We start from the raw sequence: 24,285 nt of genomic DNA on the forward strand, positions 1-24,285 counted from the left end.
CCCCGCCGCGGCGGGGGCCTCAGCCCTGTCCGTACGGGCTACGGGCGGGCCTCGCCGAAGTCGCCGGCCGCGCTGCCCTCTCCGACCTCCCCGGCGATCGGCTCCGTCACCGTCGCCGTCCTCCGCGTCAGCGAGGACATCACCAGCGTCACGGCCGCGCCGAGGACCGCCCAGGCCGACAGGACCAGCATCGAGGCGGTCATGTCGTTGCCCTTGAAGTACGCGATCGAGCGGGCCGACCAGGTGCCGGCGCCCGGTGGCAGGCCCGGGCCGATCGTCTTCCAGAACGGCGGCAGCATCGGCAGCGGGAAGGCGCCGCCCGCGCTGGGGTTGCCCGCGACCACGATGAGCAGGATCGCGAGGCCGATGCCGACGATCCCGAAGACCGACTGCAGGGCGAGGGTGGCCGCGCCGACCGCGAAGACCACGAGCGTGCCGAGCCCCCACAGGGCGGCGACGCTGCCCGGCAGGGCGCCGAGGATCGGGCCGACGATGATCGCGCCGCCGAGGCCGCCGAGCACCGAGTAGAGCGCGAGCACCCCGAGCCGGATGATCGCCCGGTGCAGGTTGGCGGGCCGGGAGCCGGCGCTGATCGCCAGGATCGCGGCACAGATGTAGCCGCCGACGCACCAGCCGACGACCAGGTAGAAGGCGGAGAGCCCGTCGAAGTCCTGCGGCGAGGCCGGGGCCACGTCGACGGTCCGGACGGTGCGCCGGTTGGCCGCCTCCAGCCGGGTGAACATCTTCTCCAGCGTGGACGAGAGCACGGTGCCGCCGCCGGAGGCGACGAGCAGGGTGTCGGTGCGGCCCGCCGGGTCGACGATCAGGGCTCCGTCGATGTCCCGGTTCATGACCTGGTCCCGCGCCGCGTCGGCGCTCGCGACCGGGCGCGGGTCGAGCGGATCGCCGGGCAGCTTGCTCAGATCGCCCATCAGGGCGGTGGCCACCTGAGGGGGAGCGACCACGCCGAAGGGCACGTCCGTGGGCTTCGGATTGTGCAGGGCCCCGACGTACGAGGTGATGAACAGGAGCTGGAGGGCGAAGACGCCGACGACCAGCAGGGCTGCTCGGGGAGTGACGGCGCTCTTCAGTTCGTCGACGAGGCTCATGCCCCTCAGGCTCGGGGGAGGCCGGGGCCGGCGCAGGCGGGCGGGGGCCGTACGGATGACGTCACACGATTATCGTACGGACGTTCGAAAATGAGCTACGCTGGGTGTGAGGGGGTGGGAACGTACGTACGAATTCGAGCGGACGCGGGAGGTGCGCATGCCGGGGTTCACGCATCTGCACACCGCGTCGGGCTTCTCCGTCCGCTACGGCGCCTCCCATCCGGCCCGCCTCGCCGCCCGCGCCGCCGAGCGCGGCATGGACGCCCTCGCCCTGACCGACCGCGACACCCTCGCGGGCGCGGTCCGCTTCGCCAAGGCGTGCGAGAAGGAAGGGGGCCGTCCGCTCTTCGGGGTGGACCTCGGGTACGAGCCGTTCCCGGCCGCCGGCGCGCCCGGCCCCGACGGCCCGGGCTCCGCCCGGCGCGTCCCCGTCCCCGTGCGCGGCGGCGCCTTCGTCGACGAGTCCGCGCCCCGCGCCGTCTTCCTCGCCCGCTCCCGTACCGGCTGGGCCGAGCTCTGCGCGCTCGTCACCGCCGCCCACGCGCACGCGGGGGAGGGGCGGCCCGTGCTGCCCCGGTCCGCGAACCGCGGCGACGAGCTCTTCGTCCTGCTCGGGCCCGGGTCCGACATCGGGCGCGCCCTCGCCGCCGGCCGCCCCGACCGGGCCGCGCGGCTGCTCGCGCCCTGGCGGGAGCGGTACGGGGACGCGCTGTGCCTGGAGGTCGTGGACCACGGGCGGCCCGGCACCGGGGCCGGTTCGCTGCGGCTCGCCGCCCGCACCCTCGGCTTCGCCGCCGAGCAGGGCGTGCGGCCCGTGCTCGGCAACGAGGTCCGGTACGCCGATCCCGGCCAGGGACCCGTCGCCGACGTCCTCGACGCCGCCCGCCGGCTCGTCCCCGTCGACCCGCGCGGCGGACTCGACAGCGGGGAGGCGTGGCTCAAGGGCGCCGACGAGATGCTGGCCGTCGCCGAGCGGGTCGTGGCGGCCGCGGGCTTCCGGCGGGAGGCCGCGTACCGCCTCCTGGAGCGGACCGCGGAGGTCGCCGCGGCCTGTGTGGTCGACCCCGAGGACGACCTCGGCATGGGCTCCGCGCACTTCCCGGAGCCGTACCTGGTCGGCGCCGCCCACCGCACCGCCCAGCGCGTGCTCGCCTCCCGGGCCGCCGCCGGCATGCTCCTCAAGGGGTACGACCGCCGCCCCGACCGGCGCGTCTACTGGGACCGGATGCACCACGAGCTCGACATCATCGCCCACCACGGCTTCGCCAGCTACTTCCTGACGGTCGCCCAAGTGGTCGACGACGTACGGGACATGGGAATCCGGGTGGCCGCCCGCGGCTCCGGTGCCGGCTCCCTCGTCAACCACCTCCTCGGCATCGCCCACGCCGACCCCGTCGAGCACGGCCTGCTGATGGAACGCTTCCTGTCCAAGCGCCGCACCGAACTGCCCGACATCGACATCGACGTCGAGTCCGCCCGCCGCCTGGAGGTCTACCGCGCGATCCTCGACCGCTTCGGCACCGAACGGGTCGCCACCGTCGCCATGCCCGAGACCTACCGGGTCCGCCATGCCGTACGGGACGTGGGCGCCGCCCTGTCCATGGACCCGGCCCGGATCGACCGGATCGCCAAGGCGTTCCCGCACATCCGCGCCCGGGACGCCCGCGCCGCCCTCGACGAACTGCCCGAACTGCGCGAGCTCAAGGCCGAACTGGCGGGCGACACCCGCTTCTGGGAGCTGGTCGAGGCCCTCGACGCGCTGCCCCGCGGCACCGCCATGCACCCCTGCGGCGTGCTCCTCTCGGACGCCTCGCTGCTCACCCGTACCCCCGTCGTGCCCACCAGCGGCGAGGGGCTGCCCATGTCGCAGTTCGACAAGGAGGACGTGGAGGACCTCGGCCTGCTCAAGCTCGACGTCCTCGGGGTGCGGATGCAGTCCGCGATGGCGCACGCCGTCGCCGAGGTCGAGCGCGCCACCGGCACCCGGCCGGACGTCGACGCCGTCCCGCCCGGCGACCCCGACACGTACGCGCTCATCCGCTCCACCGAGACCCTCGGCTGCTTCCAGATCGAGTCGCCCGGCCAGCGCGACCTGGTGGGCCGGCTCCAGCCCGAGACCTTCCACGACCTCGTCGTCGACATCTCCCTCTTCCGGCCCGGCCCGGTCGCCGCCGACATGGTCCGCCCGTTCATCGCCGCCCGGCACGGCCGCGCGCCGGTCCGCTACCCGCACCCCGACCTGGCGGACGCCCTGAAGGAGACCTACGGCGTCGTCGTCTTCCACGAGCAGATCATCGAGATCGTCAGCGTCATGACCGGCTGCGGCCGCGACGAGGCCGACCAGGTGCGCCGCGGGCTCTCCCACCCCGAGGCGCAGGGCCGGATCAAGGCGTGGTTCGCGCAACGGGCCGCGGCGCGCGGCTACGACGCCGAGACCGCCGCCCGTACCTGGGAGATCGTCGAGGCGTTCGGCTCGTACGGCTTCTGCAAGGCGCACGCGGTGGCCTTCGCCGTGCCGACCTACCAGTCGGCCTGGCTCAAGGCGCACCACCCGGCCGCCTTCTACGCCGGGCTGCTCACCCACGACCCCGGCATGTACCCGAAGCGGCTGCTGCTCGCGGACGCCCGGCGGCGCGGGGTGCCCGTGCTGCCGCTCGACGTGAACCGGTCGGCGGTCGCCCACCGTATCGAACTGGTGTCCGATGGCGGCTCGGAGACCTGGGGCCTCCGGCTCGGTCTCGCCGACGTCCACGGCATCAGCGAGGCCGAGAGCGCCCGGATCGAGGCCGGACAGCCCTACGCCTCCCTGCTCGACTTCTGGGAGCGGGCCCGCCCGCGCAAACCCGTCGCCGAACGCCTCGCCCAGGTCGGCGCGCTCGACGCCTTCGGCGCCAACCGCCGCGACCTGCTCCTGCACCTGACCGAACTCCACCGCGTCCAGCGCGGCGCCGCCTCCTACGGCGGCCAGCTCCCGCTCGCCCAGGGCCGCAGGACCGCCCCCGTCGGCCTGCCCGACCTCGACGAGACCGAACGGCTCAGCGCCGAACTCGGCATCCTCGGCATGGACGCCTCCCGCCACCTCATGGGCGACCACCGGGCCTTCCTGCGCGAACTCGGCGTCGTCTCCGCCGAGCGGCTGCGCTCCGCCCGGCACGGCCAGACCGTCCTGGTCGCCGGCGCCAAGGCGGCCACCCAGACCCCGCCCATCCGCTCCGGCAAGCGGGTCATCTTCACCACCCTCGACGACGGCACCGGCCTCGTCGACCTCGCCTTCTTCGACGACTCCCACGAGCGCTGCGCCCACACCGTCTTCCACTCCTGGCTGCTGCTCGTCCGGGGCGTGGTGCAGCGGCGCGGCCCGCGCAGCCTCAGCGTGGTCGGCTCCGCCGCCTGGAACCTCGCCGAGCTGGCCGAACTGCGGGAGAGCGGCGGTCTGGCGGCGGTCGCGGAACGGCTCTCCGAAGAGCCCGTGCCGGACACCTCGCCGGACACCCCTGCCGGGGACGGTGACGGCGGGCGCCGGATCACGATGCCCACCGGCTACGTGATGAACCCCTGGGCCGACCTCCAGCCGGCCGGGGAGGGCGCCGCGACACCGGCGCGGAAGCTCTGGCACAGCAGTCCGGGGAGCGCGGGATGATCCTCTGCGTACGGTTCCGGCTCGAACCCGTGGGAGAGGTGCTGCTCCCGCGACTGCTCGACCTGCTCGGCGAGTTCACCCCGGTCGTCGAGGCCGCCCCGCCCGCCGAGGCGCTCGCCGACGTGCGCGGCGCGCTGCGCTACTTCGGCTGGAGCCCGGCCGAACTCGGCTCGGTGATCCGGGTCAGGGCGCTCGCCCTGTACGGCGTCGACTGCGTCATCGGCGCCGGGCCCAACCCGATGCTGGCCCGGATGGCCGCCCGCGAGGCCCGCCCCGGCACCACCCTGGTCGTCGACGACCCGGCGGACTTCCTGCGGGACCGGCCGGTCGTCGCGCTCGACGGCGTCGGCCGCGCCACCGCCCGCACCCTCTGCGGCTACGGCCTCGACTCCGTCGGCCGGGTCGCGGACGCGCCGCTCGCCGTGCTGCAGCGCCTTGTCGGCGCCAAGGCCGGCCGCGAGCTCTGGGAACGGGCCCGCGGCATCGACCGCACCCAGGTCGTCCCCGGCGAGGTCTCCCGCTCCCTGGCCGCCGAACGCTCCTTCCCGTACGACGAGTTGTCCACCGTCGCCCACCGCAGGGCGCTGCTCTCGCTCACCGCCGAACTGGGTGCCCGGATGCGGACCGAACACCAGGTGTGCCGCTCCCTCACGGTGACCGTCCGCTACGCGGACCGCACCACCTCCAGCCGCACCCGCGCCCTGCGCGAACCGACCGCCCACTCCCGCGAACTCACCGCCCTCGCCTACGCGATCCACGACTCCTTCGGTCTCCAGCGCGCCCGCGTCCGCGGCCTCGCCCTGCGCGCCGAGGGGCTCACCGCCGCCGAACACGCCGCCCACCAGCTGACCTTCGACCCGGTCGACGACAAGGCCCGCCGCCTTGAGGCGGTCGCGGACCGGGCCAGGGCGCGGTTCGGCCCGAAGGCGGTGCTGCCGGGCTCGCTGGCGGCGTGACACCGTACGCGACGGACACGACGACACGGCGACTTTTTACCGACGCGTAACTTCCCAGTCGACGCTACCCGTACGTAACTTGGCTGAAGCGCATCCCCACTTGTGGTCCGGACCGCAGGGCGTAGCACCCCCTCATTCCCTTGAGCCGCAAGGAGATCGCCCGATGCTGCCCTGGAAGCACATCGTCAGAGCGCTGTCCGTGCTCGCGCTGACCGCCGCCGCCACCCTCGCCCCCACCGCCGCCGCCCAGGCCGACACCGCCCCCAGCCGCGGCTGGAACGACTTCTCCTGCAAGCCGTCCGCCGCCCACCCCCGCCCGGTCGTGCTCGTCCACGGCACCCTGGGCAACTCGATCGACAACTGGCTGGGCCTCGCGCCCTACCTCGTCGAGCGCGGCTACTGCGTCTTCTCCCTCGACTACGGCCAGCTGCCGAACGTGCCGTTCTTCCACGGGCTCGGCCCGATCGACAAGTCCGCCGAACAGCTCTCCGCGTACGTCGACCAGGTCCTCGCCGCCACCGGCGCCCCCGAGGCCGACCTCGTCGGCCACTCGCAGGGCGGCATGATGCCCCGCTACTACCTGAAGTTCCTCGGCGGAGCGGCGAAGGTCAACGCGCTCGTCGGCATCGCGCCCGACAACCACGGCACCACGCTCAGCGGCCTGACCAAGCTGCTTCCGTACTTCCCCGGCGCCGAGGACCTGCTCACCTCCGCCACCCCCGGGCTCACCGACCAGATGGCCGGCTCCCCGTTCATGACCAAGCTCAACGAGGGCGGCGACACCGTGCCCGGCGTGCGGTACACGGTGATCGCCACGAAGTACGACGAGGTCGTCACGCCCTACCAGTCGGGCTGGCTGACCGGTCCGAACGTCACCAACGTGCTGCTCCAGGACCGGTGCGCGCTCGACCTGTCCGAGCACGTGGCGATCGGCACGGTGGACCGGATCGTCTTCCACGAGGTCGACAACGCCCTCGACCCGGCCCACGCGACGGCGACCACCTGCGCGTCGGTCTTCGAGTGACGCCGACTAACCCTGGCGGCGGCGCGCCGTGAGGAAGAGCACGGCCGCGCCGACCGCGAGGACGGCGGCGCCGCCCACCGCCAGATACGGCGCGGCGGCGTCGCCCCCGGTCTCGGCCAGCTCCTCGCCGGAGCCGTCGGGAGCCGGTGCGGGCGCGGGCAGCGCGGAAGCGCTGCTCGGAGCGGCGGGCGCTTGCGTGCCCGTGCCCGTGTGCGTGCCCGTGTCTGTGCCCGTGGGCGAGTGCGAGTGCGAGGGCGCGTTCGTAGGGGCGCTCGGCGCCGGGACCGAGCCGCTGTCCTGGCCGAACACCACGTCCGAGCAGGTGTAGAACGCCTCCGGGGAGTCCGACCGCTGCCAGATCGAGTAGATCAGGTGCCGCCCCGACTTCTTCGGCACCGTCCCCGTGAACACGTAGTCGCCGTTCTCCATCCGCGGATCGGTCACCGTCGCGAACGGCTCCGCCTCCAGATCCGACCACCTCAGCGGCTTCGACGGGTCGTACCCGTCCTTCGTCACGTACAGCTCGAACGACCCCTTGTGCGGCGCCGTCCCCTTGTACCGGAACGTGTGCGCCCCGGAAGCCAGCCGCGTCGCCGGCCAGTCCGCCCGCGCCAGGTCGAGGCCGCGGTACTTGTCGTTCCCGGCGCTGCACAGCTTCCCGTCCGGGATCAGCTCCCGGTGCCGCCCGGCCGCGTTCGCGATGTTCACCCCGTTCCAGTCGTACAGCGCCTGCGTTCCGCCCGCACTCACCGCCGCCCTGCACGCCGCCGACTTCGGACTCTCCGGCCCCTCCGCGTAACAGGCCGCGACCCGGCTCACCGGATCGGTCATCGAACCGTGCGCGAACGCCGGCGCGGCGGCGAGCCCGGCCAGCGTCAGGGCGGTGGTGAGGACGGCGGCGGTACGGCGTGGGGGCATGGGAGGACAACTCCTTCACGAGAGCGGGGTCGCCGAGGAAACTAGCCCTCGCCATACGTCGATTCGGCCCTCGAAGCCCCCAACCGTCGATCCTTAGGGTCGCGTTAAGGAGCCGCTAAGCGACACCACAGACTCGGCCCGTCGTACCGTGTCGACATGACGAACGCCCTGCCCCGCCCCGCCGTCGCCGCCGACGTGTCCGCCGTGAAAGCCGTCGTCGACGCTGCCTTCCACCACTACATCGAGCGGATCGGCCTCGTGCCGGCCCCCATGGAGGAGGACCACGCGGCAAACGTGGCGGCCGGGCGGATCTTCGTCGTGGGCGAGCCGGTGGTCGGTCTGGTCTTCGTGGTGCCCAAGCCCGGCCATCTGTACCTCGACACCATCGCCGTCCACCCCGACGCCCAGGGCACCGGGCTCGGCCGGATCCTGATGGACTGGGTCGAGCAGCGGGCGCGGGAGCTCGGCCTGGCGGAGGTGCGGTTGTTCACCAACGCGATGATGTGGGAGAACCAGAAGCTGTACGAGCGGTACGGCTATGAGGTCACCGAGCGCCGCCAGGACGGCCCGTACGACCGTATTCATTACCGTAAAGTGCTCAACTCGCCGTCGATGGGGTGAGTTTCGGACATCGGCTGGCCTGATCCGGTATCCCTTGCGGGCGCGAATCCCGCGCACTCCCCGCGCGATCCGCGCCCACCCGAAGGGAACCCGTCCAGTCATGCGTGTACGTCTCGCCGTCACCGCCGCAGCCGCCGGCGCCCTGCTCGCCCTCACCGCCACGACCGCCCACGCCGGGCCCGCCGACGGCCTCGCCGTCGACCCGCAGGGGACGATCGCGGCGGACGGCACGGTCACCCTCTCCGGCTCGTACCGGTGCGATGACGACGGCGCGGGCCCCGTCTTCGTCGCCTCCACGCTCGTCCAGGGCGACCGCTCCACCGGCATCGGCGGCACCCAGGCCGTCTGCGACGGCCAGGTGCACACCTGGACCAACAGCGCCGTGGTGAAGGAGCCCGGCTACCTCCCGGGCGAGGCGCGCGTCGAGGCCAGCCTGATGCAGCTGGACCCGACCGGCCCGCTCGGACTGCCGATGCCGGACTTCCGCGCCCAGCAGAGCCAGGACGTGGTGCTGGAGTCCTAGCCCAGCAGGGTCACGAGTCCGTCCCGGCCCAGGGCCGCCAGCTCGTCGAGGGCGCGTACGGCGTGGCCGGCCGACTCCGGGTCGGAGGCGGCCAGGCCGCTCGCCGCGAACTCGTCCTCGTCGAGCCGCAGCACCTCGCTGCCGTCCGCCGACACCCACAGGTCCAGGTCCAGGTCCTCGACGACCACCTCGGAGCCGTCGGCGGCCACGGCGGCGGGCCGGGTCACGTCGCAGTACCAGCCCTTGAGCGTGCCGTCGCCGGAGCGGACCTCCTTGACCGCGTACCACCGGTCGCGCCAGTAGTGCTCGGTGAAGACGTCGCCCGGCTCGAAGCGCACGAAGCCGAAGTCCCGTACCCCGTCGGCCGCCCAGGGCGCGCGGACGGTCAGCCGGGCGCCGTCGTCGGCGAGCAGCTCGGCCGGGTAGCGGATCTTCGTACGGCCCGCCTTGACGAGCCTGATGGTCATGGACGGCTCAGCCGAGTTCGCGGACATGCCGCACCTCTCTCGCGCAGATCTCGTAGCCGAACCACCGGTTGACGGCCAGCATCGGGTCGTTCCCGGTGTCGTTGCCGGTGAACGCCTCCGTGCAGCCGGCCGCCCGGGCCCGGTGCAGCGAATCGTTCTTCACCAGCTTGGCGAGCCCCCGGCCCCGGAAACCGGGCGCGGTGCCCGTCATGCCGGAGCCATAGCGGCCGAGGCCGTCCGTGCGGGCCGCGGTGAAGGCGACCGGCCGCCCGTCCACCACCGCGACCGTCGACAGCTCGCGGTCGAGCATCGGGTGCTCCCAGGTGGTGGCCAGCCAGTGCTCGTAGTCGCCGAGTTCGGTCGCCACGTCGCCCGGCTCGTCGGCCGTGGTGAGCGCGTCGAGCTCGAACAGCGGGCGCGGGTCGGCGGCGAAGTCGGCGGCCGTGCGCAGCTCGACGCCGGCCGGGGCCTCCTGGCGCGGCGGCAGCTCGGCCGTGGCCAGGTCGAGCCGCAGGAAGTAGGCTGAGCGGCTACCGGTGTAGCCGCGCCGCTCGGCGAAGGCGCGGTTCGCGGGCTCGTCGAGGACCCAGCTGTAGAGCGTGGTCGCCCCGGCCTCGGCCAGGTGCTCCTCGGCGGCGCGCAGCAGCAGCGTTCCGGCGCCCCGGCCGGTGTGGTCCGGGTGGACGAAGACGTTGACGGAGCCGACGCCCGGCTCGGGCGACTCGTGGGCGAGCGACACCTCGGCGGTGCCGACGATCTCCCCGCCGATCTCGGCGACCAGCGGTCGGCCGTGCGCGTCGGGGTGGGCGTGCGCCCAGTCATGGGCCGTCTGGCGGCCGGTGGCGAGCATGTAGGGGAGAGCGGCGCGTCGAACCCGGGCGTAGCCGTCGGCGTCCTCGGCGACCCCGGTCCGTACATCGCGGACGATCACAGTCATGGTGCCGCACGCTAAGGGGCGGTCGGGGCCGGGCGCCTCCCATTTTCCCGCGGGACGGGTGCAGAATCGGAGGGTGCCGCTTCGAATCAGCGTGGACAACCGTTCCACCACCGCTCCGTACGAACAACTGCGCGCCCAGATCTCGGACCGCGCCCGCTCAGGGGAGCTGCCCGTCGGCTTCAAGCTCCCGACGGTGCGGGGCCTCGCGGAGGACCTGGGGCTCGCTGCGAACACGGTCGCCAAGGCGTACAAGGCGCTTGAGGCCGACGGCGTGATCGAGACCCGCGGCCGCAACGGCACCTTCGTCGCCGCCGCCTCCGACGCGGCCTCCCGCCTCGCCGCGACCGCCGCCGCGGGCTATGCGACGGAGGCCCACCGGCTCGGCCTGAGCAGGGAGGAGGCCGAGTCGGCGGTCCGGGACGCGCTGCGGGCGCTGTACGAGGCCTGACGCCTGACGCCCCCGGCCGCCGGGGGCGTTACAGGTACAGCCCGGGGCGCGGCGCACGCTGGTCGGGCAGCTCCGCCGCCGGCGTCCCGCGCCGCAGCGCGAACAGCTCCGCCAGCGTCGCCCCGTCCCGCCCCACGCCCTCCTCGCGGCCGAGCCACGCCACCGCCTCCGGGCGGCTGAGCGGGCCCACCTCGACGCGGGCCAGGCAGCGGCCGGGGCGCACCACGGCCGGGTGGAGGCGCTCCAGGTCCTCGTTGGTGGTGACGGCGACGAGGACGTTGCGGCCCTGGCCGAGCAGACCGTCCGTCAGATTGAGCAGCCGGGACAGGGCCTGGCCGGCCGAGTGCTTGGCTTCGCCCCGGATCAGCTCGTCGCAGTCCTCCAGGAGGAGCAGCCGCCAACGGCCCTTCTCCGTGCCCTCGTCCTCGCCGATCGCGATGTCCATGAGATAGCCGACGTCGCCGAAGAGGCGCTCGGGGTCGAGGACGCAGTCGACCTGGCACCAGTCGCGCCAGGAGCGGGCGAGCGTGCGCAGGGCGGAGGTCTTGCCGGTGCCGGGCGGGCCGTGCAGGAGCAGCAGCCGGCCGGTGATGTCCTCCGGGGTGACGGCCATCAGCCGGTCCATCGCCTGCGCCACCGGTGCCGTGTAGTTGGGCCGGATCTCTTCCCAGGCGCCGGCGCCGATCCGGCGGGTGGTGCGGTGCGGGCCGCGCCGGGGCGACACGTACCAGAAGCCCATGGTCACGTTGTCCGGCTGGGGTTCCGGCTCGTCGCGGGCGCCGTCGACGGCCTCCTTGAGGACGCGTTCGGCGAGCTCGGGGTCGGTCGCGGTGACGGTGACGTCGGCGCCCCGGTTCCAGCGGGAGACGAGCACGGTCCATCCCTCGCCCTCGGCGAGCAGGGCGCTGCGGTCGTCCTCCCGCACCGCCCGCAACACCCTGGCGCCCGCGGGCAGCAGGGTCGCGTCCGGCTTCACCCGGTCCAGGGAGGTGCTGTGCGCGTGCGGCTGCTCGCCGGTGGCGAAGCGGCCGAGGAAGAGGGCGTCGACGGCGTCGGAGAGCGAGTCGTCGCCGCTGAGCCGGAGCCGGACGGGGAGGGCGCCTTCGGGCGGAGTGGCCATGGCGCCATGATCCGCCTTGGAAGCCGTTCGCGCACCGGGATTTGATCCCCGTTCAGGATCGGCCCAACTGGCTTGTTCTCGCCGGTTTCAGAACGACTGGCGATGTCTGGCCAATCGAGTTTTGACATGGACACTTCCGGCGCGCCGGATCCGCTGCTACCAACTGGTAACGCAGAGATCCTGCTACAGGGAGGTTCCATGAAACTGTCCCGCTTTACGGCCTTTTCGTCCTCGCTCCTCCTCGGCACCGTCCTCGCCCTCACCGGGGCCGGGGCCGCCCAGGCCGCCTCCTCCGCCGCCCTCGACTACGTGGCACTCGGCGACTCGTACTCCTCCGGCGTCGGAGCCGGCAGCTACGACAGCGCGAGCGGCGACTGCAAGCGCTCGACCAAGGCGTACCCGGTTCTCTGGAAGAACGCCAACGCGCCCTCCTCGTTCGCCTTCACCGCCTGCTCGGGCGCCAAGACCGGTGACGTCACGGCCAATCAGCTCGGTCCGCTCTCCACCGCCACCGACCTGGTCTCGATCACCATCGGCGGCAACGACGCCGGCTTCTCGGACGTCATGACGACCTGTGTGCTCCAGTCCGAGGCGACCTGTATCAACCGCATCAATCAGGCCAAGGCGTACGTCGACAGCACGCTCCCCGGCAAGCTCGACTCGGTCTACTCGGCGATCCGCTCCAAGGCCCCCAACGCCCACGTCGTCGTCCTCGGCTACCCGCGCTTCTACCAGCTCAACGGCACCTGCGTCGCAGGTCTGAGCGAGACCGAGCGCGCCGCCATCAACGACGCCTCCGACTACCTCAACGCGGCCACCGCCAAGCGCGCCGCCAACTTCGGCTACACCTTCGCCAGCGCGGTCCCCGCCTTCACCGGCCACGAGATCTGCTCCAGCTCGTCGTGGCTGCACAGCGTCAACTGGCTCAACATCGGCGAGTCGTACCACCCGACCGCCACCGGACAGGCCAGCGGTTACCTGCCCACCTTCAGCGGGGCTGCGTAACGGCGGCCGGGGCGCCACCGGCCGGGGACGCGGTCCCGGGCGCCCCGGAAGTCCCCGCGGCCGTCCCCGTCGTCGGCGGTGTCGTCGGCGGCGGGGACGACGGCGTGACCGTGCCGCTCTCGCTCGCGCAGGCCAGCGAGAACACCACCCAGTCCGACTGCCGCGCCACCGGCTCCCGCACCTCCACCCGGATCCGGTCGTGCACCGTCGCCCCCGGCCCGTACGCCGACTGCTCGCGCGTCACCTGCTGCTCGGTGTCACCGCCCGCCGGGAACTCCAGCGTCCGCCAGACCGTGTCCTGCGCCTGCCCGCTCTCCGTCGTCCAGCGGTACGAGACCGTCGCAGGCGTCCGGTCCACCGTGAACGTCGCCGTGAACTCCGGCCCCGTGCCCTCCGGAGGCGGACAGCTCCCGACGTACGTGTCGCGCACCGCCCGGACCGACACGAGCGCGTTCACCGGGGGAGTCGTCGTCGCGCTCGGCGAGGCGCTCGTGCTCGCCGTGGTCGGCGCGGGCGTCGTCGGCGCGGTCGTGGGCGCGCTCGTCGTCACCGGCGGCACCGGCGGCGTCTCGTCCTTCCCGGTGTCGCGCAGCACCGCGTAGGTCAGCCCACCCGCCACGAGCAGCAGCGCCACGACGGCGGCGACCCACGCCGCCCGGTGGCGGCGCTCCGGCTCCGGTCCGGGCAGCGGCGCCGTCGTACCCACCGGCGTCGGCCCACCCGTACCGCCGCCGCCCGCGCCCTCCCCGGCGAAGGCCGGATACGGCACCGGTGGCGGCGTCGGCAGCACCCGCGTCGCCTCCGTACGGGGCGTGCCGCCGGCCGCGACCAGCCGCAGCTGCTCCTCGGCCGCCTCCGCCGGGAGCCGTTGCTCCGGGTCCTTGCGCAACAGCCCCTCGATGACCGGCGCAAGCGGCCCCGCGTGCACGGGCGGGGCCGGCTCCTCGTCCACCACCATCCGCAGGGTGTCGAGCGCGGTCTCGCGGCGGAACGGCGACACGCCCTCCACGGCGGTGTAGAGGAGCACGCCGAGCGACCACAGATCGGCCGCGGGCCCCGGCGTGCGCCCCAGGGCGCGCTCCGGCGCGAGGTACTCGGGCGAGCCGATCAGCTCGCCGGTCATGGTGAGCGGCGAGGTGCCCGCCACGGCCGCGATGCCGAAGTCGGTGAGCACCACCCGGCCGTCGTTGGCCAGCAGCACGTTGGCCGGTTTGACGTCCCGGTGCAGCACCCCGGCCGCGTGCGCGGCGCGCAGCGCGGCGAGCACCCCGACGCCCACCTGCGCGGCCCGAGCGGGCGGCAGCGGGCCCTCGGCCTCCAGGGTCTCGGCCAGGGTGAGCCCGCGGACCAGCTCCATCACGATCCAGGGGCGGTCGTCGTCGATCGCCACGTCGTAGACGGTGACGACATTGCGGTCGGTGATCCGGGCGGCGGACCGGGCCTCGCGCTCCAGGCGCGCGTACAGTCGCTCGCGGTCCTCGGTGGGCAGGCCGGCCGGGGCACGGACCTCCTTGACCGCCACCTCCCGCCCCAGGACCTCGTCACGGGCGCGCCAGACGGTGCCCATGCCGCCTTCGCCGAGCACGTCGAGCAGCCGGTAACGACCCGCGATGAGCGTCATCACTCCACGGTAGCCGAGGCCCGCCGGTTTTGGTGGCGGAGATCACACCCGGCCGGGTGCGCGCAGGTGGGGGAGGTGCGTGCAGGATGGTTCGTGACGGTTCGACAGGTGTGCGATCCCTGTCCAACTCTCCCTGGAACCACATGGATTCGGACAGTGATCGTCAACCCCCTTCACTGGACGGTGAATCCTGCGGCCGGAATACACGGGTGTCGTAGTGGAGCGATAGGGTTAACCTGCCCGGGCCGGGTGCCCTTGTTTGGGTGGGGAGTGACATGGAACAGATAGCAATGCGCAGCAGGCCGCGTGTGCCTGCCATCACCTGCGGGAGCAGCGCGACGAGTTCGCGCCTCGACCGCCATCTCGCGGTGCTCGGCGGCCCCGCCATACCGCAGCGCGAGGCGGCCGAGGCGACGCTGCTGATGCGGGAGCTGACGTCGCGTCCGCGCGAGGTGTCGGTGCACGGTCACCGCAGCCGCAGCGCACGGGTCTCGCTCTTCGCGCCGCTGCGCCGACTGCGTCGCTCGCTCTTCGGCAGCCACGGCTGACGGGCCGTCCGGGCCGGGCACCGGCGCACCCCCGACGCGCACCGCTCCCGCCCACACCCGCTCGGCCCGCGGCCCGCTCCTGACCACACGCCGGACGTGTCCCCGCCCGTCCGGCGCTTCTTCCTGTCGGTTTCCCGGCCCGTGGTCCGTTTTCGGCCACGGCCTCAGGTGCGGGCGTAGCGCCTGACCGCCGCCGGCGCGCAGAGCGCGATCAGGGCGAGCGACCACAGCAGTGCCCCGGCCACCGGATGCGCCACCGGCCAGGCCGCGTCCGCCGGCACCTCCGCGTTCCCGAACAGCTCCCGTACGGCCGTCGTCACCGCCGAGATCGGGTTCCACTCCGCGACGGTGCGCAGCCAGGCCGGCATTCCGCCGGTCGGGATGTACGCGTTGGAGATCAGCGGCAGCATGAAGACGGCGCTGCCCAGCTGGCTCGCCGCCTCCTCGCTGCGCGAGGCGAGCCCGAGCAGGATCCCCACCCACGTCATCGCGCAGCGGAAGAGCAGCAGCAGCCCGAAGGCGCCGAGCGCCTGCGGGGCCGTGCCCTCGATCCGCCAGCCCATCGCGAGCCCGACCAGGACCAGCGGCACCATCCCGACCGCGCTGGTGACCAGGTCGGCGAGCGACTGCCCGAGCGGCACCGCGGCCCGGCTCACCGGCATCGCGCGCAGCCGGTCCGTCACGCCCCGGTGGGTGTCCTGGGCGGCCTGGAACATGCCGGTCATCATGCCGTTCGCGGCCGTCGCCACCAGCATTCCCGGCACCAGGTAGGCCCGGTAGTCGGCGCCCGGCATGGCGAGCGCCGAGCCGAAGACGTAACCGAAGAAGAGCAGGAAGACGATCGGCATCGTCTGCGTCATGAGCGGCAGCGCCGGGGCGTGCCGGATCCGCTGGAGGTGCCGGCCGAGGATCGCGGTGCCGTCGTGGACGAGGGCGCTCATGCGGCGACCTCCTTCTGCTCTTCGTGGGCGGAGGCGCGGCCGGTGAGGCGCAGGAACACCTCGTCGAGCGTGGGCGGCCGCAGCGAGGCGTCGATCAGGTGCACGCCGGCCGCGTCGGCCTCGCGCACGATCCGCGGCAGGGTGAGCGTGCTGTCGGTGGTGACCGCGCCGACCGTGCGGGCCTCGGCGTCGAGGGCCGGGGCGGAGCCGGTGAGCCGGTCGAGCACCGCGGCCGCGGCCTCCAGCTGGGCCGGGTCGGCGACGACGACCTCGGCGTAGTGGCCGATCAGCGCCTTGAGTTCGGCCGGGGTGCCCCGGTGCGCGGCCCGGCCCTCGTCGATCACGACGATGTCGTCGGCGAGCCGGTCGGCCTCCTCCAGGTACTGCGTGGTGAGCAGCACGGTCGTGCCCTGGCCCGCCAACCCCCGTACGGCGTCCCAGATCTCGTTCCGGCTGCGCGGGTCGAGACCGGTGGTGGGCTCGTCGAGGAAGAGCACCCGCGGCCGGACGATCAGGCTCGCGGCCAGGTCGAGCCGGCGGCGCATGCCGCCCGAGTAGGTGCGGGCCGGACGGTTCGCGGCCTCGGTGAGCCCGAAGCGTTCGAGCAACTCGTCGGCGCGCGAGCGCGGGGCGCGCAGGAGCCGGGCGAAGAGCCGCAGGTTCTCGGCGCCGGTCAGGTCGCCGTCGACGGAGGCGTACTGCCCGGTGACCGCGATCCGCTCGCGCACACCGGCCGGGTCGCGCACCACGTCGCACCCCGCCACCCGGGCGCTCCCGGAGTCGGGCGACACGAGCGTGGTGAGCACCCGCACGGCGGTGGTCTTGCCCGCCCCGTTGGGTCCGAGCACACCGCAGACCGTGCCCTCGGGCACGGCGAGGTCGAGCCCGCGCAGGGCGTGGACGTCCCCGTACCGCTTCCGCAGACCCTCACTAAGTACAGCGTACGTAGTAGTCATGGCGTGACCATAGCGCACTACGTACGGTGTACGTAACCAGTGCCGTCATTACGATGGGCGCCGAAGGGGCGACAGAGGTGATGAGCGATGGCGGGCCGAGCGGCCGAACCCGAAGTGATCTGGGCGCGGCCCGAGCGCACCGGCCGCGGACCGAAACCGGCCTACAGCCGGGCCGACATCGTGGCCGCGGCCGTCCGCATCGCCGACGCCGAGGGCATCGACGCCGTCTCCATGCGCCGCATCGCCGCCGACCTCGGCTGCGGCACCATGTCGCTCTACAACTACGTGCCGCGCAAGGAGGACCTGTACGAGCTGATGGTCGACGCGGTCAGCGGCGAGTACGAGCTCGGCGAGCCCAGCGGCGACTGGCGCGCCGACATGACCGGACTCGCCCGGCAGACCCGCGCGATCATGTACCGGCACCCCTGGCTCACCCGGGTCATGACCACCGCCTACGGCTTCAGCCCGAACGCCCTGCGCTATCTGGAGTGGTGCCTGAGCTGCCTGGTGCCGCTCGACGTGGCGCCCGGCCTGAAGATGCAGCTCATCGCCCTCGTCAACGGCACCGTCATGGCCACCGTCCGCAACGAGCAGGCCATCGCGGAGCGCGCCCGCGGACTGCCCTGGAGCGAGGAGGAGGAGCAGGCGGTGCGCGGCGCGTACCTCATGCAGCAGGTGATGACCGGCGCCTACCCGCACCTCGCCGGCCTGCTCGCCGCGTCCCCCGGCTCCATCGACGCCGACGAGATCTTCGAGCAGACCATCGCCCGGCTCCTCGACTCCTTCGAGCCGCGCGACTAGCGGACCACGGTGCTCAGAGCAGCATGAACTGCCCCTCCGGGCCCTCCTCCTGATGGTCGAGGACGGACGCGGGCCGACGGGCCCCGTCCGGTACGGGCAGCACCCCGGCCGCCCGCAGCGCGCCCCGGCCCACCCCGTCCGCCGCCGCCTGCGCCGTGAGCGCCGCGCGCTCCGGCTCGCGCTCCGCGAGCAGGGCGAGCACCGTGATGAGTTCGAGCAGCTCCGAGGTCCACTCCTGCGGCCAGGCCGCCGGCCCGATCGCCTCCAGGCTGCCCGGCTCGGCGGGCGCGGTCCGGTGCGCGAACCACTGCTCGACCATCCGCACCCCGCCGACCTCGAACTCCCACGCCCCGGCCGGCACCGGCGAGATCCGCCCCTCGGCCGACCCGTCGCCGATGACCAGCACCTCCTCCGCCGGGTCGTACGCGAGCGTCGTCGGCCGGGCCGGGACCGCCGCCCGTACGTACGGCCGGCGCCCGCCCGGCAGCCGTGGCCTGTCCCCGCCACGGGCCCCGCGCAACTGCACGTCGACGAGCGAGCGGCCGAGCGCCACGCCCGCCGCCCACACCTCCGGGTCCGCCGGCAACGGCACCCGGCACCCGCCGGGGGACGCGACGCCCGCCGCGACCGCCCAGGCCGCGAGCTCCGCGGCGACGACCCCGTGCCCGTACCGCTCGCCGAGCAGCGGCAGCAGGCCGGGCGCCACATTCGGCTCCAGGCCGCCGGGCCGGCGGAACAGCGGGCGGATCCGGCCGGGGCGGCCCGCGGGGGAGCGGCCGTCGGGCAGCGCGGCCGTCACCAGGAGCGCGGGACCCGCCGCGCCGGGCACGTACCCCTGCTCCACGGCGAAGAGCTGGTGCGCGTCGGCGACCCGCCACAGCTCGGGCCGCGCGGCGTCGATCAGGCGGTGGTCGGGCAGCAGCCACTGCTCGTCGAACGGCCCGTGCGCGAGGCGTACGGGCTCCGGGCAGGGGCCGGGCTCCCGGGCGAGCCGTGCCGTGCCGGTCCGCTGCCCGGGCAGCGCGGCCACCGAACTCGCCGGGGTGCGCGCCCGGCTGGGCCGGAACAGCGCCTCCCGCTCCGCGCCCCGCGCCGCGGCGAGACGGTCCCAGCGGGCCCGCAGGGTACGCGGATCCGGGGCGACGATCCAGGTGCGGCCGAGCCGCAGCGGGGCCACGGACCACGGCATGAGGTCGTCGAGCAGGGGCGCGTCGGTCAGCGGCTGGTCCTCCGTCACGCCCCGCATGCTAACGACGCCCCTCGGTGGGCCTCCACCCCGTCTTCGACCCCCAGCGCGCTCCGGCCCTCACTGCGCTTCGACCGTCACCGTGAACGAGAAGCGGTCGCCGCGGTAGCGGATCCGGGCCACGTCGACGACCCGGCCCTCGTCGTCGTAGGTCACGCCCGTGTAGTGCAGGATCGGCGAGAGCAGCGGGACCTGGAGCAGCTGGGCGGTCTCGGGGTCGGCGAGCCGGGCCTCGACGGTGTCGGTGATCCGGCTGATCTTCACCCCGACGGCGTCGCGGAGCACCTTCGTCATCGGCCAGCGCTCCAGATCGGCCGGATCGATGCCGGCGGCGATCTCCGGGAGCACCGCGTTCTCCGCCCAGTTGGTGGGCTCGCCGCTCTCGCCGTCGGCGCGCAGCCGCCGGAACACGGCGACCTCGCCGGACTGCGGGAAGTACTCGGCGAGCTCGCCGGGCACCGGCTCGGTGCCGTGGCCGAGGACCGTGGTCCGCTCGCCGGACTGCTGGGCCACGATCGCGTCGATCGAACCGAGCAGCCGGCGCGGGGTGGAGCGCCGGGCGCCCGGTTCGATGAAGGTGCCGCGCCGCCGGTGCCTGCTGATCAGGCCCTCCTCCTCCAGCTCCTTGAGGGCCTGGCGCATGGTCAGCACACTCACGCCGTAGTGCGCGGCGAGCTGCTCCTCGGTGGGCAGCCGCAGCGAGGCGTCGGGGGTGCGGCCCAGTATGGAGGCGCGCAGCGACTGCGAGACCTGGTACCAGAGCGGCAGCTTCCGGTTCAGGACCAGCGAGTCGGGGGCGAAGGCGGTCACGGCTCTCTCCGTACTCCGTACGACGACGTCGGTGTCCGGACCTTACGGCCGGAAGTGGCGCTCCAGACCCTGCCACACGTCGTCGTAGCCCTGCTGCAGGTGGTCGGCCCCGGCCGCCTGGGCGGTGGCGGTGACCGGCCAGCGGGTCTCGAACATGAAGGCAAGACCGTCGTCGATCTTCTGCGGCTTCAGCTCGGCGGCGCTCGCCCTGTCGAAGGTCTCCCGGTCCGGGCCGTGCGCCGACATCATGTTGTGCAGCGAGCCGCCGCCCGGCACGAAGCCCTCCGCCTTGGCGTCGTAGGCGCCCTCGATCAGGCCCATGTACTCGCTCATCACGTTGCGGTGGAAGTACGGCGGCCGGAAGGTGTCCTCGCCGACCAGCCAGCGCGGGGCGAAGACGACGAAGTCGACGCCCGCGAGGCCGGGCGTGTCGGACGGCGACGTCAGCACCGTGAAGATCGACGGGTCCGGGTGGTCGTAGGAGATCGTCCCGATGACGTTGAACCGGTGCAGGTCGTAGACGTACGGGGTGTGGTTGCCGTGCCAGGCGACGACGTCCAGCGGCGAGTGGCCGTAGGTCGCGGACCAGAGGTTGCCGCAGTACTTGTTGACCACCTCCACCGGGCCCTCGACGTCCTCGTACGCGGCGACCGGGGCCCGGAAGTCACGGGCATTGGCCAGACCGTTGGCCCCGATCGGGCCGAGGTCGGGGAGCTGGAACGGGGCGCCGTAGTTCTCGCAGACGTAGCCGCGGGCGGTGGCGTCGAGGAGCTCGACGCGGAAGCGGACCCCGCGCGGGACCAGCGCGACCTCGCCGGGCCGGACCGCGAGCAGGCCCAGCTCGGTGCGGAGCAGCAGCCCGCCGCGCTCGGGGACGATCAGCAGCTCGCCGTCGGCGTCGCTGAAGACCCGCTCCATCGGCGCGTTCGCGTGGTAGAGGTGCACGGCCATGCCGGCGCGCTGGGCCGCGTCGCCGTTGCCGCCGAGCGTCCACAGGCCCGCCAGCCAGTCCGTACCGGCGGCCGGCTCCGGCAGCGGGTTCCAGCGCAGCCGGTTCGGGTCCGGCACGGTCTCGGTGAAGGGCGCGCTGCGCACGGCGCCGTTGTCGATCCGGACGAACGGCGGATGGGCGGCCGAGGGACGGATCCGGTACAGCCACGAGCGCCGGTTGTGCGCCCGGGGCTCGGTGAAGGCACTGCCGCTCAGCTGCTCCGCGTAGAGACCGAGCGGCGCCCGCTGCGGCGAGTTGCGCCCGTCGGGGAGTGCGCCCGGGACGGCCTCGGTGCTGTGTTCGTTGCCGAATCCCGTGCTGTAGGTCAGTGCGTCGGCCGTCTTGGTGGCCTGTTCCGCGTTCAGCGCGTGCATCGTGTGCTCCTGTCCTGACGCTCACAACAATCCTATGCATGACCGTAGGATTCCGCTCCCGCTCACGTCAACGGTGCCCGGGGGCCCAGTGGCCTCCGGTCCGCGCCCGGGCGGTGCCCCGCGCCCGGCCGAGCAGCGTCCGCGACCGGCCGTCGCCCGCCCCGGCCTTCACCGGCATGATGTCCCCGTGCCCCGAACCGACCCGTCCTCCGTGCCCGGGCCCGCCCTGCGGCGCGCCCCCGTGCAGCAGCGCAGCGCAGCGCGGCTCGCCCGGATCCTCGACGCCTGCGCCGAACTCCTCGACGAGACCGGTTACGAGCAGCTCAGCACCCGGGCCGTCGCCGCCCGCGCGGGCGTGCCCATCGGTTCCGTCTACCGCTTCTTCGGCAACAAGCGGGCCATGACCGCCGCCCTCGCCCACCGCAACCTCGACAGCTATGCCGCCCGCATCAGCGCCGGCCTCGCCGCGCTGCCGGCCGTCGACGCGCTGAGCGCCATCGACACCGTCCTCGACGCGTACCTGGAGATGAAGCGGACCGTGCCGGGCTTCGGCCTCGTCGACTTCGGCCCGCCCGGCCCCGACGAGGCCGGCGAGGAGCACCCCAACCACCTCGTCGCCGACCGCATCTGCGCCCTGCTCGCCCCGCCCCTCGGCCGCCCGGCCGACGCGACGATGCGCCGCAAGATCCTCGTCGGCGTCGAGGCCACCGACGCGCTGCTGCAACGCGCGTTCCTCGTCGACCCCGCCGGCGACCCGGACCTCGTCGCGGAGACGCGCGAACTCCTGCACGCCTATCTGGCGCCCGCCCTGCGCTGAGCCCTGTTCCACCTCCCTACCGGTCGGTATGCTCGCGCTCGTCCGCGCGCCGCCGCCCCCAGGGAGACCGCCATGTCCACCGCCCTGCGCATCTGCCCCCTGTGCGAAGCGACCTGCGGGCTGACCCTCACCCTCGACGGCGACCGGGTCACGGCCGCCCGCGGCGACCGCGACGACGTCTTCAGCCGGGGCTTCGTCTGCCCCAAGGGCGCCGCCTTCCCCGAGATCGACGCCGACCCCGACCGGCTCACCCGCCCCCTGATCAGGGACGAGGGCGCGTTCCGCGAGGCGACCTGGGACGAGGCCTTCGACCTGATCGCCGCCCGCATCCGCCCGCTGATCGAGGAGCACGGCCCGAACGCCGTCGGCCTCGTCCTGGGCAACCCCAACGTCCACACCGTCGCCGGCGCCCTCTACCCGCCGCTCCTCATCGGCGCCCTGCGCACCCGCAACCTCTTCACCGCCTCCACGCTCGACCAGATGCCCAAGCACGTCTCCAGCGGACTGCTCTTCGGCGACGCCTTCGCCATCCCGGTGCCCGACCTCGACCACACCGACCACCTGCTGATACTCGGCGCCAACCCGCTGGACTCCAACGGCAGCCTGTGCACCGCCCCCGACTTCCCCGGCCGCCTCAAGGCCCTGCGCCGCCGCGGCGGCACCCTCACGGTCGTCGACCCGCGCCGTACCCGCACCGCGCGCCTCGCCGACCGCCACCTCGCCCTGCGCCCCGGCACCGACGCCCTCTTCCTCGCCGCGCTCGTCCACACCCTCTTCGCCGAGGACCTGGTGCGCCTCGGCGCCCTCGCCGACCACGTGCAGGGCGTGGAGGAAGTACGGGACGCGGTACGGGACTTCAGCCCCGAGGCCGTCTCCGACGCCTGTGACCTGGCCGCGGACACCATCCGCACCACCGCCCGCGAACTCGCCGCCGCGCCGACCGCCGCCGTCTACGGCCGGATGGGCTCCTCCACCGTCGCGTACGGCACCCTCGGCAACTGGCTCGTCGACGTCCTCAACGTCCTCACCGGCAACCTCGACCGCCCCGGCGGCGCCCTCTTCCCGCTCTCCGCCACCGCCCCCGCGCCCCGCCCCGCCGGCCCCGGCAAGGGCTTCGCGCTCGGCCGCTGGACCAGCCGCGTCTCCGGCCACCCCGAGGCCAAGGGCGAACTCCCGCTCGCCGCCCTCGCCGAGGAGATCGACACCCCCGAGCGGACCCCGGGCGAAGGGCGCGTCCGCGCGCTGATCACCGTCGCCGCCAACCCCGTCCTGTCCGCCCCCGACGGGCGGCGCCTCGACGCGGCGCTCGACTCCCTCGACTTCATGGTCGCCGTCGACCCGTACCTCAACGAGACCACCCGCCACGCCGACGTCGTCCTGCCCCCGCCGCCGCCCTCGCAGAGCGCGCACTTCGACTTCGCCTTCAACCAGTTCGCCGTCCGCAACCAGGTCCGCTACACCCCCGCGGCCGTCCCGCTCGCCGAGGGCCGCATGGACGAGTGCGAGATCCACGCGCGGCTGATCCTCGCCGTCTCCGGGAGCCACGGCGCCCCGCCCTCCGCCGTCGACGACCTCGCCATCGACACCACCCTCGCCAAGGCCGTCGCCCAGGAGCACTCGCCGGTGTACGGGGAGGACCCGAAGGCCGTCGCCGCGCGCCTCACCGGCGCCACCGGACCCGAGCGGCGCCTCGACCTGATGCTGCGCCTCGGCCCGTACGCCCGCTCCCACGGCCTCGGCCTCGACGCCCTGCGCGCGGCCCCGCACGGCATCGACCTCGGTCCGCTCCAGCCGCGGCTGCCCGGGCCGCTCAAGACCCGCAGCGGCCGTGTCGAGCTGCTGCCCGCGCCGATCGCCGCCGACCTGCCCCGGCTGCGCGCCGCCCTGCGCGAGGTCCCCGAGGCCGGCACCCTCCGGCTCGTCGGACGCCGCCATCTGCGTTCGAACAACAGCTGGCTGCACAACATCCCCGCCCTCACCGGCGGCTCCAACCGCTGCACCCTCCAGGTCCACCCCGAGGACGCCGGCCGCCTCGGGCTCACGGCCGGCGCGCCCGCCCGGATCAAGGGCGAGGGCGGCGAACTGACCGCCGAGGTCGAGATCACCGACGCCGTACGGCCGGGTGTGGTGAGCCTCCCGCACGGCTGGGGCCACGACCGCCCCGGCACCCGGACGGCGGTCGCCGCCGCCCGCCCGGGCGTCAACGTGAACCAGCTCCTCGACGGCTCCCGGCTCGATCCCCTGTCCGGCACCGCCGTGCTCAACGGCTTCCCCGTCTCCGTGTCGCCTGCGCTGTGACACCGCTGTGACCTGGGGTTTTGCTCGTATTGCTCACGCGTCAACGTCTTGTTAACGCCTTTACGCGGCACCTACCGTCATGCGCACCGCCGCTCTGGCGGCAGTTCAAGGGTG

22 protein-coding genes are annotated in these 24,285 nt (G+C 73.8%); 11 read left to right on the forward strand and 11 right to left on the reverse strand.

Translation table 11 applies throughout. From position 1 onward, the window contains the following. Positions 1–38: 38 nt before the first annotated feature. The gene (locus ACWEJX_RS06680) at positions 39–1,109 is read right to left on the reverse strand and encodes a DUF3533 domain-containing protein (protein ID WP_451606434.1); all 1,071 of its coding nucleotides are present in this window, start codon (positions 1,107–1,109) and stop codon (positions 39–41) included. A gap of 157 nt (positions 1,110–1,266) precedes the next feature. Here ACWEJX_RS06680 and ACWEJX_RS06685 point away from each other — a divergent pair, with 157 nt between their 5' ends. The 3 genes from ACWEJX_RS06685 (at position 1,267) to ACWEJX_RS06695 (ending at position 6,729) form a co-directional block, all read left to right on the forward strand. Next, positions 1,267–4,749 (forward strand): DNA polymerase III subunit alpha, encoded by a 3,483-nt coding sequence (locus ACWEJX_RS06685; RefSeq protein ID WP_451606435.1) that lies wholly within the window; start codon positions 1,267–1,269, stop codon positions 4,747–4,749. Continuing rightward, on the forward strand, positions 4,746–5,705 hold the full coding sequence (locus ACWEJX_RS06690; RefSeq protein ID WP_451606436.1) for a DNA polymerase Y family protein: 960 nt from the start codon (positions 4,746–4,748) through the stop codon (positions 5,703–5,705). The genes ACWEJX_RS06685 and ACWEJX_RS06690 overlap by 4 nt, the downstream gene beginning before the upstream one ends. A 163-nt stretch (positions 5,706–5,868) precedes the next feature. Further along, complete coding sequence (locus ACWEJX_RS06695; RefSeq protein WP_451606437.1) at positions 5,869–6,729, forward strand: esterase/lipase family protein; 861 nt, start codon at positions 5,869–5,871, stop codon at positions 6,727–6,729. Positions 6,730–6,735: 6 nt separating this feature from the next. On the opposite strand, the gene ACWEJX_RS06700 is transcribed toward ACWEJX_RS06695, so the two are convergent. Next, positions 6,736–7,647 (reverse strand): lytic polysaccharide monooxygenase auxiliary activity family 9 protein, encoded by a 912-nt coding sequence (locus tag ACWEJX_RS06700; RefSeq protein ID WP_451606438.1) that lies wholly within the window; start codon positions 7,645–7,647, stop codon positions 6,736–6,738. Positions 7,648–7,803: 156 nt separating this feature from the next. Between ACWEJX_RS06700 and ACWEJX_RS06705 the strand changes: the two genes are divergently transcribed. Continuing rightward, positions 7,804–8,268 carry a GNAT family N-acetyltransferase gene (locus ACWEJX_RS06705; protein ID WP_451606439.1) on the forward strand — a complete coding sequence of 155 codons (465 nt, stop codon included), beginning with the start codon at positions 7,804–7,806 and terminating at the stop codon, positions 8,266–8,268. A gap of 100 nt (positions 8,269–8,368) precedes the next feature. Then, positions 8,369–8,791 (forward strand): DUF6299 family protein, encoded by a 423-nt coding sequence (locus ACWEJX_RS06710; protein WP_451606440.1) that lies wholly within the window; start codon positions 8,369–8,371, stop codon positions 8,789–8,791. On the opposite strand, the gene ACWEJX_RS06715 is transcribed toward ACWEJX_RS06710, so the two are convergent. Both ACWEJX_RS06715 and ACWEJX_RS06720 read right to left on the reverse strand, forming a co-directional pair. Then, a complete protein-coding gene (locus ACWEJX_RS06715; protein ID WP_451606441.1) occupies positions 8,788–9,285 on the reverse strand; it encodes a DUF402 domain-containing protein in 498 nt (165 codons plus the stop codon). The two genes, ACWEJX_RS06710 and ACWEJX_RS06715, sit on opposite strands and share 4 nt — an antisense overlap. Beyond that, complete coding sequence (locus ACWEJX_RS06720) at positions 9,266–10,195, reverse strand: N-acetyltransferase family protein (protein WP_451606442.1); 930 nt, start codon at positions 10,193–10,195, stop codon at positions 9,266–9,268. Before ACWEJX_RS06720 ends, ACWEJX_RS06715 begins: the two co-directional genes overlap by 20 nt. A gap of 73 nt (positions 10,196–10,268) precedes the next feature. On the opposite strand from ACWEJX_RS06720, the gene ACWEJX_RS06725 reads away from it, so the two are divergent. Then, the gene (locus ACWEJX_RS06725; RefSeq protein ID WP_403797319.1) at positions 10,269–10,643 is read left to right on the forward strand and encodes a GntR family transcriptional regulator; all 375 of its coding nucleotides are present in this window, start codon (positions 10,269–10,271) and stop codon (positions 10,641–10,643) included. 28 nt (positions 10,644–10,671) lie between these two features. Here the strand turns inward: ACWEJX_RS06725 and ACWEJX_RS06730 are convergent, their stop codons facing one another. Further along, a complete protein-coding gene (locus ACWEJX_RS06730; RefSeq protein WP_451606443.1) occupies positions 10,672–11,763 on the reverse strand; it encodes a DUF5925 domain-containing protein in 1,092 nt (363 codons plus the stop codon). A 198-nt stretch (positions 11,764–11,961) separates the two neighbouring features. Here ACWEJX_RS06730 and ACWEJX_RS06735 point away from each other — a divergent pair, with 198 nt between their 5' ends. Beyond that, positions 11,962–12,768, forward strand: coding sequence for an SGNH/GDSL hydrolase family protein (locus ACWEJX_RS06735; protein ID WP_451606444.1), 807 nt, complete (start codon positions 11,962–11,964; stop codon positions 12,766–12,768). Here the strand turns inward: ACWEJX_RS06735 and ACWEJX_RS06740 are convergent. Then, positions 12,752–14,389, reverse strand: a complete 1,638-nt coding sequence (locus ACWEJX_RS06740; RefSeq protein ID WP_451606445.1) for a serine/threonine-protein kinase — start codon at positions 14,387–14,389, stop codon at positions 12,752–12,754. The two genes, ACWEJX_RS06735 and ACWEJX_RS06740, sit on opposite strands and share 17 nt — an antisense overlap. A gap of 275 nt (positions 14,390–14,664) precedes the next feature. On the opposite strand from ACWEJX_RS06740, the gene ACWEJX_RS06745 reads away from it, so the two are divergent. Continuing rightward, positions 14,665–14,937, forward strand: coding sequence for a hypothetical protein (locus ACWEJX_RS06745; protein ID WP_451606446.1), 273 nt, complete (start codon positions 14,665–14,667; stop codon positions 14,935–14,937). A gap of 164 nt (positions 14,938–15,101) precedes the next feature. Here the strand turns inward: ACWEJX_RS06745 and ACWEJX_RS06750 are convergent, their stop codons facing one another. Together ACWEJX_RS06750 and ACWEJX_RS06755 are read right to left on the reverse strand one after the other, a co-directional pair. Continuing rightward, on the reverse strand, positions 15,102–15,878 hold the full coding sequence (locus tag ACWEJX_RS06750; RefSeq protein WP_451606447.1) for an ABC transporter permease: 777 nt from the start codon (positions 15,876–15,878) through the stop codon (positions 15,102–15,104). Next, complete coding sequence (locus ACWEJX_RS06755) at positions 15,875–16,834, reverse strand: ATP-binding cassette domain-containing protein (protein WP_451606448.1); 960 nt, start codon at positions 16,832–16,834, stop codon at positions 15,875–15,877. The genes ACWEJX_RS06750 and ACWEJX_RS06755 overlap by 4 nt, the downstream gene beginning before the upstream one ends. Positions 16,835–16,921: 87 nt before the next feature. On the opposite strand from ACWEJX_RS06755, the gene ACWEJX_RS06760 reads away from it, so the two are divergent. Continuing rightward, positions 16,922–17,635 carry a TetR/AcrR family transcriptional regulator gene (locus tag ACWEJX_RS06760; RefSeq protein ID WP_451606449.1) on the forward strand — a complete coding sequence of 238 codons (714 nt, stop codon included), beginning with the start codon at positions 16,922–16,924 and terminating at the stop codon, positions 17,633–17,635. 13 nt (positions 17,636–17,648) lie between these two features. Here the strand turns inward: ACWEJX_RS06760 and ACWEJX_RS06765 are convergent, their stop codons facing one another. Genes ACWEJX_RS06765 through hmgA form a run of 3 tightly spaced genes read right to left on the reverse strand, consistent with a single transcriptional unit; the run spans position 17,649 to position 21,056 of the window. Then, positions 17,649–18,881 carry a type ISP restriction/modification enzyme gene (locus tag ACWEJX_RS06765; RefSeq protein WP_451606450.1) on the reverse strand — a complete coding sequence of 411 codons (1,233 nt, stop codon included), beginning with the start codon at positions 18,879–18,881 and terminating at the stop codon, positions 17,649–17,651. 60 nt (positions 18,882–18,941) lie between these two features. Beyond that, positions 18,942–19,691: a GntR family transcriptional regulator gene (locus ACWEJX_RS06770; protein ID WP_451606451.1), complete on the reverse strand. Its 750-nt coding sequence runs from the start codon at positions 19,689–19,691 to the stop codon at positions 18,942–18,944. A 42-nt stretch (positions 19,692–19,733) separates the two neighbouring features. Continuing rightward, the gene (hmgA, locus tag ACWEJX_RS06775) at positions 19,734–21,056 is read right to left on the reverse strand and encodes a homogentisate 1,2-dioxygenase (RefSeq protein WP_451606452.1); all 1,323 of its coding nucleotides are present in this window, start codon (positions 21,054–21,056) and stop codon (positions 19,734–19,736) included. Between the two features lie 187 nt (positions 21,057–21,243). Here hmgA and ACWEJX_RS06780 point away from each other — a divergent pair, with 187 nt between their 5' ends. Beyond that, the gene (locus ACWEJX_RS06780; protein WP_451606453.1) at positions 21,244–21,873 is read left to right on the forward strand and encodes a TetR/AcrR family transcriptional regulator; all 630 of its coding nucleotides are present in this window, start codon (positions 21,244–21,246) and stop codon (positions 21,871–21,873) included. 72 nt (positions 21,874–21,945) lie between these two features. After that, positions 21,946–24,171, forward strand: a complete 2,226-nt coding sequence (locus tag ACWEJX_RS06785) for a molybdopterin oxidoreductase family protein (RefSeq protein ID WP_451606454.1) — start codon at positions 21,946–21,948, stop codon at positions 24,169–24,171. Positions 24,172–24,285 lie beyond the last annotated feature (114 nt).

It is taken from the genome of Streptomyces sp. NPDC004788, assembly GCF_053601115.1.

What these genes read in the sequence shown, in the direction of transcription:
- ACWEJX_RS06680 (WP_451606434.1), bottom strand. Translation starts at nt 1,109, where the DNA reads ATGAGCCTCGTCGACGAACTGAAGAGCGCCGTCACTCCCCGAGCAGCC.
- ACWEJX_RS06685 (WP_451606435.1), top strand. Translation starts at nt 1,267, where the DNA reads ATGCCGGGGTTCACGCATCTGCACACCGCGTCGGGCTTCTCCGTCCGC.
- ACWEJX_RS06690 (WP_451606436.1), top strand. Translation starts at nt 4,746, where the DNA reads ATGATCCTCTGCGTACGGTTCCGGCTCGAACCCGTGGGAGAGGTGCTG.
- ACWEJX_RS06695 (WP_451606437.1), top strand. Translation starts at nt 5,869, where the DNA reads ATGCTGCCCTGGAAGCACATCGTCAGAGCGCTGTCCGTGCTCGCGCTG.
- ACWEJX_RS06700 (WP_451606438.1), bottom strand. Translation starts at nt 7,647, where the DNA reads ATGCCCCCACGCCGTACCGCCGCCGTCCTCACCACCGCCCTGACGCTG.
- ACWEJX_RS06705 (WP_451606439.1), top strand. Translation starts at nt 7,804, where the DNA reads ATGACGAACGCCCTGCCCCGCCCCGCCGTCGCCGCCGACGTGTCCGCC.
- ACWEJX_RS06710 (WP_451606440.1), top strand. Translation starts at nt 8,369, where the DNA reads ATGCGTGTACGTCTCGCCGTCACCGCCGCAGCCGCCGGCGCCCTGCTC.
- ACWEJX_RS06715 (WP_451606441.1), bottom strand. Translation starts at nt 9,285, where the DNA reads ATGTCCGCGAACTCGGCTGAGCCGTCCATGACCATCAGGCTCGTCAAG.
- ACWEJX_RS06720 (WP_451606442.1), bottom strand. Translation starts at nt 10,195, where the DNA reads ATGACTGTGATCGTCCGCGATGTACGGACCGGGGTCGCCGAGGACGCC.
- ACWEJX_RS06730 (WP_451606443.1), bottom strand. Translation starts at nt 11,763, where the DNA reads ATGGCCACTCCGCCCGAAGGCGCCCTCCCCGTCCGGCTCCGGCTCAGC.
- ACWEJX_RS06735 (WP_451606444.1), top strand. Translation starts at nt 11,962, where the DNA reads ATGAAACTGTCCCGCTTTACGGCCTTTTCGTCCTCGCTCCTCCTCGGC.
- ACWEJX_RS06740 (WP_451606445.1), bottom strand. Translation starts at nt 14,389, where the DNA reads ATGACGCTCATCGCGGGTCGTTACCGGCTGCTCGACGTGCTCGGCGAA.
- ACWEJX_RS06745 (WP_451606446.1), top strand. Translation starts at nt 14,665, where the DNA reads ATGGAACAGATAGCAATGCGCAGCAGGCCGCGTGTGCCTGCCATCACC.
- ACWEJX_RS06750 (WP_451606447.1), bottom strand. Translation starts at nt 15,878, where the DNA reads ATGAGCGCCCTCGTCCACGACGGCACCGCGATCCTCGGCCGGCACCTC.
- ACWEJX_RS06755 (WP_451606448.1), bottom strand. Translation starts at nt 16,834, where the DNA reads ATGACTACTACGTACGCTGTACTTAGTGAGGGTCTGCGGAAGCGGTAC.
- ACWEJX_RS06760 (WP_451606449.1), top strand. Translation starts at nt 16,922, where the DNA reads ATGGCGGGCCGAGCGGCCGAACCCGAAGTGATCTGGGCGCGGCCCGAG.
- ACWEJX_RS06765 (WP_451606450.1), bottom strand. Translation starts at nt 18,881, where the DNA reads ATGCGGGGCGTGACGGAGGACCAGCCGCTGACCGACGCGCCCCTGCTC.
- hmgA (WP_451606452.1), bottom strand. Translation starts at nt 21,056, where the DNA reads ATGCACGCGCTGAACGCGGAACAGGCCACCAAGACGGCCGACGCACTG.
- ACWEJX_RS06785 (WP_451606454.1), top strand. Translation starts at nt 21,946, where the DNA reads ATGTCCACCGCCCTGCGCATCTGCCCCCTGTGCGAAGCGACCTGCGGG.